The sequence below is a fragment of the Telluria sp. BA11 genome (genome assembly GCF_056680305.1).
In genome coordinates this window covers 2,438,785-2,454,034 of sequence record NZ_CM155275.1, presented here as the reverse complement: position 1 = coordinate 2,454,034, position 15,250 = coordinate 2,438,785, and the positions used below count along the sequence as shown (strand labels likewise).

At 65.3% G+C, this 15,250-nt stretch carries 14 protein-coding genes; 11 read left to right on the top strand and 3 right to left on the bottom strand.

Features of this window, described 5'->3' with window-relative positions; all coding sequences use genetic code 11:
* The first annotated feature begins 35 nt into the window (after positions 1–35).
* From hisB to tatC, 10 genes are all read left to right on the top strand, one after another.
* Positions 36–626, top strand: a complete 591-nt coding sequence (gene hisB, locus AC1MGT_RS10680; RefSeq protein WP_183555121.1) for an imidazoleglycerol-phosphate dehydratase HisB — start codon at positions 36–38, stop codon at positions 624–626.
* Between the two features lie 13 nt (positions 627–639).
* Positions 640–1,281: an imidazole glycerol phosphate synthase subunit HisH gene (gene hisH / locus AC1MGT_RS10675; protein ID WP_332531281.1), complete on the top strand. Its 642-nt coding sequence runs from the start codon at positions 640–642 to the stop codon at positions 1,279–1,281.
* A 56-nt stretch (positions 1,282–1,337) separates the two neighbouring features.
* Positions 1,338–2,114, top strand: coding sequence for a 1-(5-phosphoribosyl)-5-[(5-phosphoribosylamino)methylideneamino]imidazole-4-carboxamide isomerase (gene hisA, locus AC1MGT_RS10670; RefSeq protein ID WP_258836814.1), 777 nt, complete (start codon positions 1,338–1,340; stop codon positions 2,112–2,114).
* Positions 2,115–2,118: 4 nt separating this feature from the next.
* Positions 2,119–2,880 carry an imidazole glycerol phosphate synthase subunit HisF gene (hisF, locus tag AC1MGT_RS10665; protein ID WP_183555127.1) on the top strand — a complete coding sequence of 254 codons (762 nt, stop codon included), beginning with the start codon at positions 2,119–2,121 and terminating at the stop codon, positions 2,878–2,880.
* A gap of 4 nt (positions 2,881–2,884) precedes the next feature.
* The gene (gene hisI / locus AC1MGT_RS10660; RefSeq protein ID WP_183555129.1) at positions 2,885–3,295 is read left to right on the top strand and encodes a phosphoribosyl-AMP cyclohydrolase; all 411 of its coding nucleotides are present in this window, start codon (positions 2,885–2,887) and stop codon (positions 3,293–3,295) included.
* Entirely contained in the window at positions 3,292–3,633 is a 342-nt protein-coding gene (locus AC1MGT_RS10655; protein ID WP_258836813.1) for a phosphoribosyl-ATP diphosphatase, read from the top strand. The genes hisI and AC1MGT_RS10655 overlap by 4 nt, the downstream gene beginning before the upstream one ends.
* Before the next feature lie 151 nt (positions 3,634–3,784).
* The gene (locus AC1MGT_RS10650) at positions 3,785–4,159 is read left to right on the top strand and encodes a histidine triad nucleotide-binding protein (protein WP_499504136.1); all 375 of its coding nucleotides are present in this window, start codon (positions 3,785–3,787) and stop codon (positions 4,157–4,159) included.
* 124 nt (positions 4,160–4,283) lie between these two features.
* On the top strand, positions 4,284–4,526 hold the full coding sequence (gene tatA / locus AC1MGT_RS10645) for a Sec-independent protein translocase subunit TatA (RefSeq protein ID WP_183555135.1): 243 nt from the start codon (positions 4,284–4,286) through the stop codon (positions 4,524–4,526).
* 12 nt (positions 4,527–4,538) lie between these two features.
* The gene (tatB, locus tag AC1MGT_RS10640; protein ID WP_499504135.1) at positions 4,539–5,060 is read left to right on the top strand and encodes a Sec-independent protein translocase protein TatB; all 522 of its coding nucleotides are present in this window, start codon (positions 4,539–4,541) and stop codon (positions 5,058–5,060) included.
* Between the two features lie 11 nt (positions 5,061–5,071).
* Positions 5,072–5,827, top strand: a complete 756-nt coding sequence (gene tatC, locus AC1MGT_RS10635; protein WP_499456012.1) for a twin-arginine translocase subunit TatC — start codon at positions 5,072–5,074, stop codon at positions 5,825–5,827.
* 57 nt (positions 5,828–5,884) lie between these two features.
* Here the strand turns inward: tatC and AC1MGT_RS10630 are convergent, their stop codons facing one another.
* The 3 genes from AC1MGT_RS10630 to AC1MGT_RS10620 all read right to left on the bottom strand — a co-directional run bounded on the left by AC1MGT_RS10630 (position 5,885) and on the right by AC1MGT_RS10620 (position 14,042).
* Positions 5,885–7,789 (bottom strand): DUF885 domain-containing protein, encoded by a 1,905-nt coding sequence (locus AC1MGT_RS10630; RefSeq protein WP_499504134.1) that lies wholly within the window; start codon positions 7,787–7,789, stop codon positions 5,885–5,887.
* Positions 7,790–7,938: 149 nt separating this feature from the next.
* Positions 7,939–12,105 (bottom strand): SNF2-related protein, encoded by a 4,167-nt coding sequence (locus AC1MGT_RS10625; protein WP_499504133.1) that lies wholly within the window; start codon positions 12,103–12,105, stop codon positions 7,939–7,941.
* Positions 12,102–14,042 (bottom strand): dipeptidyl-peptidase 5, encoded by a 1,941-nt coding sequence (locus AC1MGT_RS10620; protein WP_499504132.1) that lies wholly within the window; start codon positions 14,040–14,042, stop codon positions 12,102–12,104. Before AC1MGT_RS10620 ends, AC1MGT_RS10625 begins: the two co-directional genes overlap by 4 nt.
* Positions 14,043–14,131: 89 nt before the next feature.
* Between AC1MGT_RS10620 and hemE the strand changes: the two genes are divergently transcribed.
* Positions 14,132–15,214 carry a uroporphyrinogen decarboxylase gene (hemE, locus tag AC1MGT_RS10615; protein ID WP_183555148.1) on the top strand — a complete coding sequence of 361 codons (1,083 nt, stop codon included), beginning with the start codon at positions 14,132–14,134 and terminating at the stop codon, positions 15,212–15,214.
* Positions 15,215–15,250 lie beyond the last annotated feature (36 nt).

The window sequence follows — 15,250 nt, the reverse complement described above, 5'->3', positions numbered from 1 at the left end:
TCCCGTAGTTACGTACCTTGAAAAGCGCCCGAGCAATGACCCGTACCGCCGACATTACCCGCAATACCAACGAAACGCAGATCCGCGTCTCGATCAACCTGGACGGCACCGGCCGCCAGAAGCTCAACACGGGCGTGCCGTTCCTCGACCACATGCTCGACCAGATCGCACGTCACGGCATGTTCGACCTCGAAGTCGAAGCCGTGGGCGACCTGCACATCGACGCGCACCACACGGTCGAAGACACCGGCATCACGCTCGGCATGGCCGTGGCCAAGGCCATTGGCGACCGCAAGGGCATCCGCCGCTATGGCCACGCCTACGTGCCGCTGGACGAAGCGCTGTCGCGCGTCGTGATCGACTTCTCGGGCCGTCCGGGGCTGGAAATGCACATCCCGTTCACGCGCGCCATGATCGGCACGTTCGACGTCGACCTGACCGGCGAATTCTTCCGCGGTTTCGTCAACCACGCGGGCGTGACGCTGCACATCGATAACCTGCGCGGCGTGAACGCCCACCACCAGTGCGAAACCGTGTTCAAGGCATTTGGCCGCGCGCTGCGCATGGCCAGCGAGCTCGACGAACGCGCCGCCGGCATCATCCCGTCGACCAAGGGCAGCCTGTAAGGCGTGACGCGACATGGCCAATAAAATTGTTGTGGTCGACGGACTGGGCAACCTGCGCTCGGTGGTCCAGGCGCTGCGCGCCGCCGCGCCCGAAGCCGACGTGCTCGTTTCCAGCTCGGCCGCCGATCTCGATGCTGCCGACCGCATCGTGCTGCCGGGGCAGGGCGCCATGCGCGACTGCATGAGCAGCCTGCGTGAATCGGGCCTCGAAGATGCACTGCTGCGCGCCGCCAGGACGCGCCCGATCATGGGCGTGTGCGTGGGCGAGCAGATGCTGTTCGACGCCAGCGAAGAAAACGGCGGCACGCCGGGCCTGGGCCTGTTGCCGGGCAAGGTCGTGCGCTTTCAGCTGGACGGCAAATTGCAGAATGACGGCTCGCGCTTCAAGGTCCCGCAAATGGGCTGGAACCGCGTGCGCCAGTCGCGCGCCCACCCGCTGTGGGACGGCGTCGACGACAACAGCTATTTTTACTTCGTGCACAGTTATTACGCAGCGCCCGAAAACGCGCATGATGTGATCGGCGAAGCCGATTACGGCGGCCCGTTCTGCTGCGCCGTTGGCCGCGATAATATCGTCGCCACCCAGTTCCACCCGGAGAAAAGTGCGGCAGCGGGCTTGCGCCTGTACCGCAATTTCATTCACTGGAATCCCTGACGCATTTGCGTTAAATTCGTTCTGTTCAATCCCCGTTAACTCTACCGACAACGACCATGCTGCTGATCCCCGCCATCGACCTGAAAGACGGTCACTGCGTTCGCCTCCAACAAGGCGATATGGAACTCGCCACCGTGTTTTCCGAAGATCCTGCCGAAATGGCGCTGCATTGGCTCAAGCAGGGCGCGCGGCGCCTGCACCTGGTCGACCTGAACGGCGCATTTGCGGGCAAACCAAAGAACGAATCGGCCATCAAGTCGATCCTGCAGATCGTGCAGGAATACGCTGAAGACAACGGCATCGACGAGATCCCGGTCCAGCTGGGCGGCGGCATCCGTGACCTCGACACGATCGAGCGCTACCTGGATGACGGCATCAGCTACATCATCGTCGGCACCGCCGCCGTGAAGAACCCGGGCTTCCTGCACGATGCCTGCGGCGCCTTCCCGGGCCACATCATCGTTGGCCTGGACGCGCGCGACGGCAAGGTCGCCACAGACGGCTGGAGCAAGATGTCGGGCCACGAAGTGATCGACCTGGCCAAGAAATTCGAAGGCTACGGCGTCGAATCGATCGTCTACACCGACATCGGCCGCGATGGCATGATGGGCGGCGTGAACATCGACGCGACCGTCAAGCTGGCGCGCGCGGTGAAGATCCCCGTGATCGCCTCGGGCGGCGTGCACGTGCTGGCCGACGTCGAAGCGCTGTGCGCAGTGCAGGACGAAGGCATCGAGGGCGTGATCTGCGGCCGCTCGATCTATGAAGGCACGCTCGACCTGGCCTCGGCCCAGGATCGCGCCGATGAACTGACCGAAGGCGCTGGCGCCTGATTCCATGCTCGCAAAACGCATCATCCCCTGCCTGGACGTCACCGGCGGCCGGGTCGTCAAGGGCGTCAACTTCAACGAGTTGCGCGACGCCGGCGACCCGGTCGAAATCGCGCGCCGCTATGACGCGCAAGGCGCCGACGAAATCACTTTCCTCGACATCACCGCCTCGAGCGATGGCCGCGACCTGATCCTGCCGATCATCGAAGCCGTTGCCTCGACCGTGTTCATTCCCCTCACCGTCGGTGGCGGTGTGCGCAAGGTGGAAGACGTGCGCCGGCTGCTCAATGCCGGCGCCGACAAGGTCAGCATGAACACGTCGGCCGTCACCAATCCGCAACTGGTGTTCGACTGCGCCCACAAGCACGGTTCGCAGTGCATCGTGGTGGCGATCGACGCCAAGCAGATCGCGCCGGGCCGCTGGGAAGTCTTCACCCACGGCGGACGTAATGCGACGGGGCTGGACGCCGTCGAATGGGCGCGCAAGATGGAAAGCCTCGGCGCCGGTGAGTTACTGCTCACATCGATGGACCGTGACGGCACCAAATCGGGCTTCGACCTGGGCCTGACCCGCGCCGTATCCGACGCCGTGGGCATCCCCGTGATCGCCTCGGGCGGCGTCGGTGGCCTGGAAGACCTGGCCAACGGCATCCTGCAGGGCCACGCCGACGCGGTGCTGGCGGCCAGCATTTTCCACTACGGGCAGCACACGGTCGGGGAAGCCAAGCGCTTCATGCACGATCGCGGTATCCCGATGCGCCTGGAGTAACGCAATGACAACGAATGCCAAATGGCTCAACAAGGTGCGCTGGGATGAACAGGGCCTGGTGCCCGTCATCGCGCAAGAGGCGACCAGCGGCGATGTGCTGATGTTCGCCTGGATGAACCGCGAAGCGCTCACCCGCACTGTCGAATCGGGCGAAGCCGTGTACTGGAGCCGTTCGCGCAAGAAGTTGTGGCACAAGGGCGAAGAGTCCGGCCACATCCAGAAGGTGAGCGAGATCCGCCTGGACTGCGACGAAGACGTCGTCCTGCTCAAGATCGAGCAGGTCGGCGGGATTGCCTGCCATACCGGGCGCCACTCGTGCTTCTTCCAGAAGTACGACAATGGCGACTGGCACAGCGTCGAGCCGGTGCTGCAGGACCCCGACACGATTTACTCAAAAGACAAGAAGACCCCATGAGCGTTACCCTGGCCCGCGTCGCGGCCGTGATCGAATCGCGCAAACCCGCCAATGGCGGCGACCCGGCTGCATCGTATGTCGCCAAGCTGTTCGCCAAGGGCGACGACGCCATCCTGAAAAAGATCGGCGAGGAAGCCACCGAACTGGTGATGGCCGCCAAGGACGCCCGCGTCGATGGCGACGCCGCCAAGGTGCTGTATGAATGCGCCGACCTGTGGTTCCACTCGCTGGTGCTGCTGGCCAAGTTCGACCTCACGCCGCAGCAGGTGCTCGACGAGCTGGCGCGGCGCGAAGGCGTGTCGGGGCTGGACGAGAAAGCCGCGCGCACCGACGCCTGAGCCTGCACGCCGGCCCGCGTGCAGGGCTGGCGTGCCAAGCGACCGAACCGGTGTCATAATCAGTCCCTCGTCGTCATGCCGATGTCATGGAGCCTTGATAGGATGCCCGTGCTCGCTTGCATGTCATGCAATGTAATCATCTGGAGACCGAATGGATAACTGCATTTTTTGCAAGATCGTTGCCAGGCAGATTCCGGCCGCCATCGTCTATGAAGATGATGACGTGCTGGCGTTCAAGGACATCAATCCGGCAGCGCCCGTGCATTTGCTGGTGATTCCGAAGGTGCATGTGGCCACGTTGTCCGATTGCACCGATGAACATGCGGCGCTGTTGGGCAAGATGCTGGCGCTGGCGCCGAAACTTGCCGAGCAAAATGGTATTGCGGTCAAGACAGATGCCGATGGCAAGCCAAGCGGCGGTTTCAAGACGCTGATCAATGCCGGTCCGGATGGCGGGCAAGAGGTGTATCACCTGCATCTGCATATGTACGGCGGGCCGCGTCCGTGGCGCGGGCTGGGGCTGTAGGCAGCGTCTAAGCTTGGGTTAAGTTCGATTGGGAGCAACGGGTTCCCGCATCGCATATACTCGGTGTATATGCAGTTTGCGCATCACTAATTTTTCAGGCGCCAGGCGCCATCAGGAGAACAACATGGGTGGATTGAGTATTTGGCACTGGGTCATCGTGCTGGTGGTCGTGATGCTGATTTTCGGCACCAAGAAGATCAGCAATATGGGTTCCGATCTGGGCAAGGCCGTCAAGGGCTTCAAGGACGGCGTCAAGGGTGACGAAGAGCGCGCTGCCGAAGCAGAAGCCGCCCGTGTCCAGGCAACGCAGCAGGTGGCCGACAAGTCGACCATCGACGTGGAAGCCCGCGACAAGACCCGCCTGTAACCCGGCGTCCTCATGATCGATCTTGGACTGTCGAAAATCGCGATCATCGGCGTTGTCGCGCTGATCGTGATCGGGCCGCAAAAGCTGCCCAAGGTGGCGCGCATGGCTGGCACGCTCTATGGGCGTGCCCAGCGTTACCTGCATGACATCAAGTCCGAGGTCAGCCGTGAAATCGAACTCGACGAACTGCGCAACCTGCACAAGGAAGTGCAGGACCGCGCGCAGTCGTTCAAGAACGATGTCGAATCGGCGACGAGCGAATTCGGCTCGTCCGTGACCAGCCACGTCGATGAAGTCGAGGCATTGTGGGACGAGCGCGGCTCGCATGAAAGCGCGCATGTCATCACGCCCACCGTGGCCGACATCGACCGCAAGGCCAAGGACTTTCGTCGCAAGAAGCTGGTGCGCACGTCGAGCGTGCCGGCCTGGTACAAGAACCGCCATGGCACCAAGCGCCATGTGATGTCGGGCGCAGCCCGCGTGCGCAAGTACCGTCCCGGTGCCGGCACGAATTCCACTACCACTTTTTTCTGATCGCCTAGCTGATGACTGAACAAGCCGCCGGCGAAGATACCTTCATCTCGCACCTCGTCGAGCTGCGTGACCGCCTGGTCAAGGCCTCGATCGGCATTGCGATCGTGTGCGCCGCGCTGATGGCGTGGCCTGGCCCGTCCCAGATCTATGACCTGATCGCCGCGCCGATGATTGCGTCGCTGCCGCCGGGCTCGACCATGATCGCCACCGGCGTGATTTCGCCGTTTCTTGTGCCGATGAAGGTCACGCTGCTGCTGTCCTTCATCCTGGCGCTGCCCTGGGTGTTCTACCAGGCCTGGGCCTTCATCGCCCCCGGTCTGTATGCCCACGAAAAGCGCCTGGTGATGCCGCTCGTGATTTCATCGTCGCTGCTGTTCATCGGCGGTGTGGCGTTCTGTTACTTCTTCGTGTTCGGGCGCGTGTTCCACTTCATCAGCGCGTTTGCGCCGACGTCGATTGCGGTTACGCCGGATATTGAAAACTACCTCGATTTCGTGATGTCGATGTGCCTGGCGTTCGGCGCCTCGTTCGAAGTGCCGGTGGTCGTCGTGATCCTGGTGCGCATGGGCATCGTGCCGATCGAGAAGCTGCGTGAAGTGCGCTCGTACGTCATCGTCGGCGCGTTCGTCATCTCGGCGATCGTCACGCCGCCGGACGTGGTCAGCCAGCTGGCGCTGGCCATTCCAATGTGCCTGCTCTACGAGCTGGGCCTGATGGTTGCACCAATGTTCGCCCGCGCCACGCGCGCACCCGAAGAAACGGCGTAACAAACGCCCGTCCCGATCCGGGGGGCGGCACCTTGAGGTGCCGCCCCCTTCACACTTTTACTGCATCAATTCCGAAATCATCTTGACCGGCGCATTGCCGTAGCTCAAGAACTGATCGTGGAACGCCTTCAGGTTGAAACGCTCGCCCAGTTGCGCCTTGCGACGCTCGCGCAGTTCCATGATCTGCTCGTAGCCGCTGTAGTAGCTGGTCAGCTGGACCGACGTCAGCGTGGCGCGGCGCCACTTTTCATCGGCTTCCTGGCGCGTCTGGAAGGCCTGGCGCGTCAGCAGGTCGATTGCCTGCGCCTGGTTCATGCCGTTCACGTGCACGCTGTAGTCGAGGATCGTGTTGGTCACGCTGCGCAGGTTCCACTTCGAGTACATCAGCCACATCTCGGGCGCGTTGTCGCCATAACCCGATTCGAGCATCATGCGCTCGCCGTAGACCGCCCAGCCTTCGACCATCGCGCCATTACCGAACAGTGACTTGATCAGTGACGGCGAACGGTTCGCGTGCACCAGCTGCGCGTAGTGGCCCGGAATCGCTTCGTGGATGTTCAGGATCTGCAGGATCCACTCGTTGTACTCGCGCAGGCTGCTCTCGGCCTGGGCATCCGTCAGGCTGTCCATCGGCGTGACGTTGTAGTACGTCTTGTCTTTCGAGCGGTACGGGCCCGGCGCATCGATGCTGGCGCCGGCCACGCCGCGCTGGTACATCGGCGTTTCGCGCACTTCGAGGGGTTTGCTCGGGTCGAGCGTCAGCAGGTCATGCTTGATCACCCAGTCCTGCAGCAGCGGGATCTGGCGACGGATCTCGGTGAAGAAGTCCTGGCGCTTGACGTGACGGGCGGACAGCTTGTCGATCATCATGCCGATCTTCTGGAAGCGCTCGGCTGGCTTGGTCACGCCGGCCATGTAGCGCGGCCACAGTTCGTCCGAGATCTTGTCCATGTGCGTGAGCAGCTCTTCGCGCGTGGCCAGAGCCTTGCGGTAGGTCTGCTCGGCGCTGCTGGACGACTGGATGTCGAGCGCGAACTTCTGCTCGTACAGCGCCTTGCCGATGCGGAACGGCCGGGCCTGGCCATTGGCGGCCTGGCGCTTTTCCATGTCGCTCAAGAAGTCGACGTAGCCCAGCACCGCCGTGCCGGCATTGGCGATGCGCTGCGCGAAGATGGTCTTTTCCTGCGTGGTCAGGATCGATTCCTGGGCCGCCTTGCCCAGGTCGGCCAGCACCGCCAGCGTGCCCGGCGCCTGGCTGATCGCCAGCTGGGTGTGCTCGCGCGTCGGCGTCTTGATCGACGCCTGCGCCGCTGCGTAATAAGCCGGCACGTCGGTCAGGCGCTTGAGGATCGTGCGCAGGCGCTGCGGCTTGGCCGCGTAATCGGTATTGAGGATCAGGTCGAGCGGCGCGGCGATGTTGTAGGCCGACGGGTTCCACTCGAACTCGCGCCAGGTGGTCAACGCCCAGCGGTCTTTTTCCAGCTTGTTGAGCAGCAGCACCAGGTCGGTGCGGTAGCGTGGCGAAAGCTGCTTCGGATCGAGCTTGCCAAACTTTTCCAGCCACTCGTTGGCAAAGGCCAGCTGCTTGGCGCGGGTGGCAGGGTCGGGCAGCGTCAGGTTCGCGGCCTGGTCGAACTTGCCGACATAGATGCCGCCTTCCGGGTCGACGCGCCACAGCGCGGTCAGGTACTGCATGCTCAGCGTGGACATGCGGCGATCCAGGCGGCCTTCGCTGGCCCTTGCTGGCGCTGCATTATCGCTGGCGCTGGCGCTCTTGCTGGCGGCAGCGGCGGTCGCGCCAATGGCGGCGGCGCCGACGACGGCCTTCTTGGCCTTGGTCGATTTCTTGACGACCTTGGTCGATTTGGCCTTGCTCTTGGCTGGCTTGGCAGCGACGGCGCTGGCCGGCGCCAGTGCGAAGCAGGCCAGCACGGCTGCCAGCGCGATTTTCGTTTTTATCATCGTATTCGGCCCTGTAACAAGTGTGAATTCGTGATCCGCAACGGCGCGAATCGCGTGCAGGTTAGCACCAAACCCGCCGTTTGCGGACGGATGAAACATTCCGACACGAACGGGACAAAGTGCAATATTACTGTTCTATCAAGGCAGCGCTACCTGCCCAGTCCCGTGCGCAGCATGTCGAGCATATCCGCTGGCGACATGCGCGCGGCCATTTCGGTCCCTTCGAGCAGGCTGTCGGCCAGGTCGCGCTTGTGGCGGTGCAGGTCGACAATGCCTTCTTCGATCGTGCCGCGTGCGACCAGCCGGTAGATCGTCACCGGCCGCTGCTGCCCCATCCGGTGCGCGCGGTCCGAGGCCTGGTCTTCCACCGCCGGATTCCACCACGGGTCCATGTGGATCACGTAGTCGGCCGCCGTCAGGTTGATGCCCACGCCGCCCGCCTTCAGGCTGATCAGGAACATGTCGCCATCGCCCGCCTGGAACGCGTCGACCCGCTTCTTGCGTTCCTGCATCGGCGTGGACCCGTCGAGGTACTGGTAGCGCACGCCCTGCGCGTCGAGGTGCTGGCGGATCAGCGTCAGGTGGTCGACAAACTGGCTGAACACCAGCACCTTGTGCCGGTTCTCGATCAGGTCGGCCGTGAGGCGCGCGAACGCGGCCAGCTTGCTGCTGATGATGCCAGCGCCGGGCGCGACCAGCTCGGGATTGCAGCAGGCGCGGCGCAGCCGCATCATCTCGGCCAGGATCTCGATCGACTTCTGGCCTTCGGGCGCTTCGAGCGCAGCCAGCTTGTCGAGCGCCTGGCGCCGCAGCGATTCGTACAGCGCGCTTTCCTCGGCGCTCAGTTCGACCGGGATCACGATCTCGGTGCGCGGCGGCAGTTCGGCCAGCACCTGCGCCTTGGTGCGGCGCAGGATGAATGGCGCGGTCAGGCGCCGCAGGCGCGCGCGGGCGGCGACTTCGGCCCGCCGGTCCTTTACTTTCTCGGACTGGGCTTTTTCAATGGGGCCGGCAAAGCGCAGCTGGAACTGTTCGGCGCTGCCTAACAGACCCGGATTGATGAAGCGGAACAGGTTCCACAATTCGCCCAGGTGGTTTTCCAGCGGCGTACCGGTGGCCGCCATCCGGAAGTCGCCCTGCAGCGCCATCACGGCCTGCGAGCGCTTGGTGTGCATGTTCTTGATCGCCTGCGCTTCGTCCAGCACGATGCTGTGCCAGCGGCGGCCCTTGAAGCGCGCCGCTTCCTGCTGCAGCAGGCCGTAGCTGACGATGACGACGTCGAACGGCCCCGTGTCGTCGACGGTCGCGGCGCGCTCGCCGGGCCCGAACAGTTTCAGGTTCAGCGTCGGCGCAAAGCGCGCCGCCTCGTCGATCCAGTTCAGGCACACGGTCGTCGGCGCGACCACCAGCGCCGGGCCGTCCTTGGCGCGCGTGAGCAGCAGCGCCAGCGCCTGCAGCGTTTTACCCAGGCCCATATCGTCGGCCAGGCAAGCGCCCACGCCCCAGTGGGCCAGGCGCGCCAGCCACTCGAAGCCGTCGACTTGATAGTCACGTAACTCGGCCTGCAAGGTCGAGGGCAGCGTGGGCGTGAAGGCGGCGCTGTCGGCCATGCGCGCCAGGTGCGCGCGCCAGGCGGTGTCCCCGTCGACGCTGCCGGCTTCGCCCGCCAGTTCGCCCAGCGCGAAGCTGGCCAGCGCGTGGGTGCGGATGCCATCGCCATGCAGTTCGCCATACGCGCCCAGTTCCATCAGGCGCCGGTGCAGTTCATCGGACAGGGCCAGGTAATCGTTCTCGCCCAGCGCGACAAACCGACTGCCGCTTTCGCGCAGCTTTTCCAGCAGCGTGCGCAGGCTCATCACGCGGCCTTCGTCGATGACGATGTCGCCGCTGGCGGCGAACCAGTCGCGCTCGCGCCGGATCTGCACCCGCACCGATTTGGAGGTCGCTTTTTTGGTGACGCGGAATGATTCGCCCTCTGGCCAGGCGACGACGATCGAGGCCGGGTCCAATTCCCTGAGTTCCTCAACCAGTTCGAGTGCCAGCATCGGCTGGCCGAGCAGCCATTCGCCGTGTTCCTGCTCGCCCTGTTCGAGCACGAGGCAGGCGCCGACGAGCTGACGTTCGGCCTCGCGCTCGGCGTTCATGTCGCGCTGTGCTTCGGTGCGGATGCCATCCACATCGGCAATCACGCTGGCGGCGCCTTCGCCGGGGCCGTAGTAGGCGCCGGCGGGCAGCGGGCGCACCAGCAACTGCATGCGCAAGCCCTGCTGGTAGGGACGCAGGTGAATGTGCATGCGCGCGTCGGCCGGCACGGTCTCGATGTCGGCGCTGCTCGCGCCGATGTCCGACTGCACGGTGACGCTGGACGCCACCGCGCCGATGGCGCGCAGCACGCGCCGCTCGGCCGACAGCGGCACGTCCAGTCCGGCGCCGACGATGGCGGCGATGCGGCGGTGTTCATCGTTGATGCGCACCAGACGCAGGCGCGTGGGCGTCTCGAGCGTGATGACCACGTCGCCGTCTTCGTTGTCGATCGGCGGGTGCAGCGCGATGGACACCTTGTCGCCCTGTTTTTTCACCAGCAGTTCCGGCTCGCCCGGCAGCAGCTCGACGCGCGTGCCGGGCGAGGCCATCCAGAACAACAGCGGGTGGCCGACCAGGGCAGCGAGCGCCTTGTGCACTTCGAGCTCGAAGCGGATGCCGCTGCCGGCGTAGTAACGGCGCCCGGCAATCGCATTGATCGCCTGCAGGTCCTGCGCCGTGAGGAACTCGAGCTGCGCGCCTTCTTCGGCCAGGCGTTTCAGGCCCAGCGCGCGGCCGCGGCTCCAGGCGCCTTGTGCATCGCGCTTCTGCTCGCGCGGTTCGATTTCCTGCACGCCCAGGTGCGGGTCGTGGCGGATCAGCCAGACCAGGCGCGATTCCTTGACCTGCTCCATGGTGAGGGCAGGCTGCAGGTTGATCAGCGCATTGAGCTGGCGCTCCCACGGCTCTTCGCGTGTGAACCAGAGCGCCATGTCGGGCAGACGGTGGCGCTGGCGCAGTTCACCCGCGCGCGCCTCGTGAATCAGATAACCCGCTTGGCCCATCTGCGCCAGCACGCCGGCCAGCTGCGCCGACCACAGGTCGAACCCGGCCAGTTCGGATTGCGCCAGCATGTCTTCCAGGCGCGCGCGCTGGCTGTTCAACGCGGGCAGCGCCAGCCAGTAGTGGATCAGCGCGCGGAACACGGTCGGTTCCAGCGACAGTTCCCAGCTGCGGGTGGCGAACAGGCCGGCGTCGACGGTGCCGCGCCGGATTTCGTGCAGCATGCCGAGCTGGAACCAGACCGCGTTGTCGGGCCGCTGCACGGCGCGTGTTTCGATCTCGAGCCAGGCATCGGCCAGCTTGCGGTGCGCGGGTTCGGTACTGCGCAGCAGGGCGGCCACCGCGATGTGCGCGCAATGGCCGCTGAAGGTGGCCTTGCGCTTGCCGGTCTCGCGTCGCAGCTGCTTGAGCGCTGCTTCGACGCCCGCCAGGCCGCCGTCCACATCGTCGCGCAAGAGCTGCACGACGCTGCGCAGGAACAGGCCCGGTGAATCGGTCATCTCGGCCACCAGCGCCAGCGCATCGTCCAGGCGCCCGCACAGGATGTAGTGCTCGCCCAGCGCGCGGCGCAGCAGGCTTTCCGGGCTGCTGCGCGTGATGTAGCCCTCGGCGCAGGCGCGTACCGCCGGGGCCAGCGCCGGCTCGCTGCGCACATGCACGACCAGGACGTGTAGCACGGTCTCAAGCAGGCGCGGGTGGATGCGCTCGATCAGCGCCGGCGTGAACGGGCGCGCGCAGACATCGACCAGCGGATGCAGATAGCTCGCTTCATGGCAGGCCAGGCAGGCGTCGAGCAGCGGCGTGACAACATCGATGTCTTGCCGCGTCAGCAGCGCAATGCGCAGCAGGGCCAGGCCCTGGCGGTAACTGCGCAGCATCAGGTGGCCCTGCCAGTCGCGGCGCACGGTCGATACCGCGCCATACGCACCCGCGACGACGTCGAACAGGCCACTGTCGAGGGCAAAGTCGAGCACGGGCCAGCTGGCCGCCGGGGCCAGTGCCAGCCCGCGTTCGTTGGCGTCGACCAGCAGGCCTTCTGCTTTCAGGCGCGCCAGTTCATCGGCCCATTGCGCGGCCGGCAGCGGGGCATTGAGCGCCCGCATGTGCTCGAGGATGCGCTGGCGGCCCATCGGCTCGCCGGCGATCGCCAGCAGCGTCAGGATCGCGTGTTCTTCGGCGCTGCAGGCCGCCAGCTGCGCCCGCACGTTGTCAAGCAGTGGGCCACCCTTCATGCGTCGAGATTCTCGATCTCGATGGCGGGCAGGTCGGCCGGCACGGCAATGCCGAACACGCGCAGGTAGAAATACAGCTCGGCTTCGAGCGTGCGCACCACGCTGTCGGCCTTGCGGAAGCCATGGCCTTCGCCTTCGAGCGTCAGGTAGGCCACCGGCAGCTTTTGCGCGCGCAGTGCGTCGACCATGCTCTCGGACTGCTGCGGCGGCACGACCTTGTCGTCCAGGCCCTGGAAGAAGATCATCGGGCTGCGCAATTTGTCGCTGTGGTGGATCGGCGAGCGTTCGCGGTACACGGCCTGGGCGCGCTCGGGCGGCGCAGTCAGGTAGGCGTTGTAGCGCGACTCGAACTTGTGCGAATCCGCATCCAGCCCGGCCAGGTCGGACACGCCGTAATAGCTGGCGCCGGCCTTGAACACGTCGTGGAAGGCCAGTGCCGACAGCACCGTCAGCCCGCCGGCGCTGCTGCCGCGAATGAGCAGACGCTCGGGATCGACCGCCCCGATGGCCGCCAGGTGGCGTGCACCGGCCACGCAATCTTCGACATCGACCACGCCCCACTGGTGCTGGAGCAGGTTGCGGTAATCGCGCCCGAAGCCCGTGCTGCCGCCGTAGTTCACGTCCAGCACCGCGAAACCGCGGCTGGTCCAGTATTGGGTGGAGAGCTTCAGCGTGCTGGTCGCCATGCTGGTCGGGCCGCCGTGGCCGATCACGATCAGCGGTGGCAGCTCATCCGGCAGCGGCGCGTAATCCGGATTGGCCGGCGCATAGTAGAAGGCGTACGCGGTGCGGCCGTTCATGCTTGGATAGCTGATCGCCAGCGGCACGGCCAGGTACGACGTGGCCGGCAGTTGTGGAATCGAGTGCGCCAGCACCTCAAGCGGCGCGCCGGCCAGGTCGATGCGCGCCAGTTCCGGCGCAATGGTCGGCGCGCCGCCCAGCAGCGTGACGATGTCGCCGCTGACTTTCACGTCGCGGATGTCTTCATACGGCGTTTCCAGCGGCATCAAGCTGCCGTCGTAAGTGGAGACGATGCCCAGGTGGCTCACGCCCGCCTCGATATACGCGCAGACGATCTGTTCTTCCGAGCGGAAGGCATACTGCGAACCGCCGAAGTTCCACTGCGGGACGCCAAATTCAGCCGCGCGTTCGCACAGCGCGTGAACGGCGTCAGCGGCGTAACGGTACAGATTCCACCAGCCGCTGCGATCGGACACGAAGTGCAGCACGCCGCCCGGCGACCATTCGGGCTGGCAGATCGCTTCGTCCGCCCCGCCGGCGATCAGGCGCCGATTGACGATGGTGCCGTCGGCGGCCACGTCGCCCAGCCACAGTGCCGTGCCTTCCCACGGCATGTGCGGCAGCTCCCAGCACAGCCAGGCCAGCTGGCGGCCATCGGGCGACAGGCGCGGCGCAGCATAGAAGTCGCTGCCTTCGACCAGCACGGTCTCGGCGCCATCGAAGCCCACCGCGCACAGCGTGTTGACGGGGTAGGTCGCGCCCAGCGAATGGTCTTCGCGCACCGCCACCAGGCGACCGCGCCCGGCGTCGAGCACGAAGTCGGCAAAGCGGTGGCCGGTGTCGGCGGCCGTGACGGCGACGGGCTGGCCATCGTTCTCGACCCGGTACAGGCGGTTGTCCGCATGGTGCGAGAACCAGGCGCCGCCACCGCTCAGCAGGTACGCACCGCCACCGTATTCATGCACGCGGCTGCGCACGTTGAACGGCGCCGGCGTCAGTTCGCGCGTGCCGTCGGCGTCGTGCACCATCAGCGTCATGCGCCCACCTTCGCTGGTGCGCCCCTCGAGCCAGCCGATGGCGGCGCCGTCGGGCATCGGCTGCGCCAGTGGCACGGCGCCGGCAGCAACGACGGCAGCAGTGATCGGGGAAGTCCAGGCGCCGCATGGCGTGGCTTGTTTGCTGGTGGCAACGGTCATAGAGGGGCATTTTCGAAGGGTGGACGAGCATTATAGTGCGCCCCCAAGAATGCGATAATAGGCGTCTGCCTATCAAACCGATGCCTCCCATGCCACAATTTGCCCCGCTCCAGAACGACACCTTCCTGCGTGCGCTGCTGCGCCAGCCGACCGACTACACCCCGGTCTGGCTGATGCGCCAGGCGGGCCGCTATCTGCCGGAATACCGCGCCACCCGCGCGCGCGCCGGCTCGTTCCTGGGCCTGGCAAAAAATCCCGACTACGCCACCGAAGTCACGCTGCAGCCGCTCGACCGCTTCCCGCTGGACGCGTCGATCCTGTTCTCGGACATCCTGACCGTGCCGGACGCGATGGGCCTGGGCCTTTATTTCGCCGATGGCGAGGGCCCGAAGTTCGAGCGTCCGCTGCGCACCGAAGAGCAGGTCCATGCGCTGGAAGTGCCCGACATGGCCTCGCTCGACTACGTGTTCAAGGCCGTCACGCAGATCCGCGGCGCCATCAATGGCCGCGTGCCGCTGATCGGTTTCTCGGGCAGCCCATGGACGCTGGCCTGCTACATGGTTGAAGGCGCCGGTTCGCGCGAGTTCCATACGGTCAAGAAGATGCTGTACAGCCGGCCGGACCTGATGCACCGCATCCTCGACATCAATGCCAAGGCCGTCACCGCCTACCTGAACGCGCAGATCGACGCTGGCGCGCAGGCCGTGATGATCTTCGATTCGTGGGGCGGGGCGCTGGCCGATGGCGCCTACCAGACCTTCTCGCTGCAATACATGCAGCAGATCCTGGCTGGCCTGCAGCGTGAGAAGGATGGCGTGCGCATTCCGGCCGTCGTGTTCACCAAGGGCGGCGGCATCTGGCTCGACCAGATGGCCGATATCGGCGCCGATGCGCTGGGCCTGGACTGGACAGTGAATCTGGGCACTGCCCGCGCGCTGGTCGGCGACCGTGTGGCGCTGCAGGGCAACCTCGACCCGGCGATCCTGTTCGCCGCGCCGGAGCAGATCGCGGCGGAAGTCGAGCGCTCGCTGACGGCCTATGGCACGCCATCGAATGGCCACGGTCACGTGTTCAATCTGGGCCATGGTATCTCGCAATTTACCCCGCCGGAATCGGTCACAGCGATGGTCGAAGCGGTACACAGCTTCAGCCGCAAGCAGCGCGCCCAGTAATCCCGTCACGGCTTGCACTCGTTTCGCGAAAGCAGG